This window comes from Anaerobacillus sp. 1_MG-2023 (genome assembly GCF_030547345.1).
Taxonomy (GTDB): Bacteria; Bacillota; Bacilli; order Bacillales; family Guptibacillaceae; genus Guptibacillus; species Guptibacillus hwajinpoensis_B.
Genome location: NZ_JAUORD010000093.1, coordinates 1 through 277, shown reverse-complemented (window position 1 = coordinate 277; position 277 = coordinate 1). Strand labels below are relative to the sequence as shown.

Here is a 277-nt window from a genome sequence, read left to right as displayed (position 1 = left end):
GGTGAGCCATGAAGGACTCGAACCTTCGACCCTCTGATTAAAAGTCAGATGCTCTACCAACTGAGCTAATGGCTCTTTTCGATAAGAAAAGCTGGTGCCGGCCAGAGGACTTGAACCCCCAACCTACTGATTACAAGTCAGTTGCTCTACCAATTGAGCTAGACCGGCGATATATGTACCCTTTCGGGTTATAAGAAAATATGGTGGAGGATGACGGGCTCGAACCGCCGACCCTCTGCTTGTAAGGCAGATGCTCTCCCAGCTGAGCTAATCCTCC

3 tRNA genes are annotated in these 277 nt (G+C 50.2%); all 3 read right to left on the bottom strand.

From position 1 onward, the window contains the following. Window positions 1-2: 2 nt before the first annotated feature. A tRNA-Lys gene (locus Q4550_RS23420) sits at window positions 3-75 on the bottom strand. A 17-nt stretch (window positions 76-92) separates the two neighbouring features. Then, window positions 93-168 (bottom strand) — tRNA-Thr (locus Q4550_RS23415). A 33-nt stretch (window positions 169-201) separates the two neighbouring features. Then, window positions 202-277: transfer RNA gene (locus Q4550_RS23410), tRNA-Val, on the bottom strand.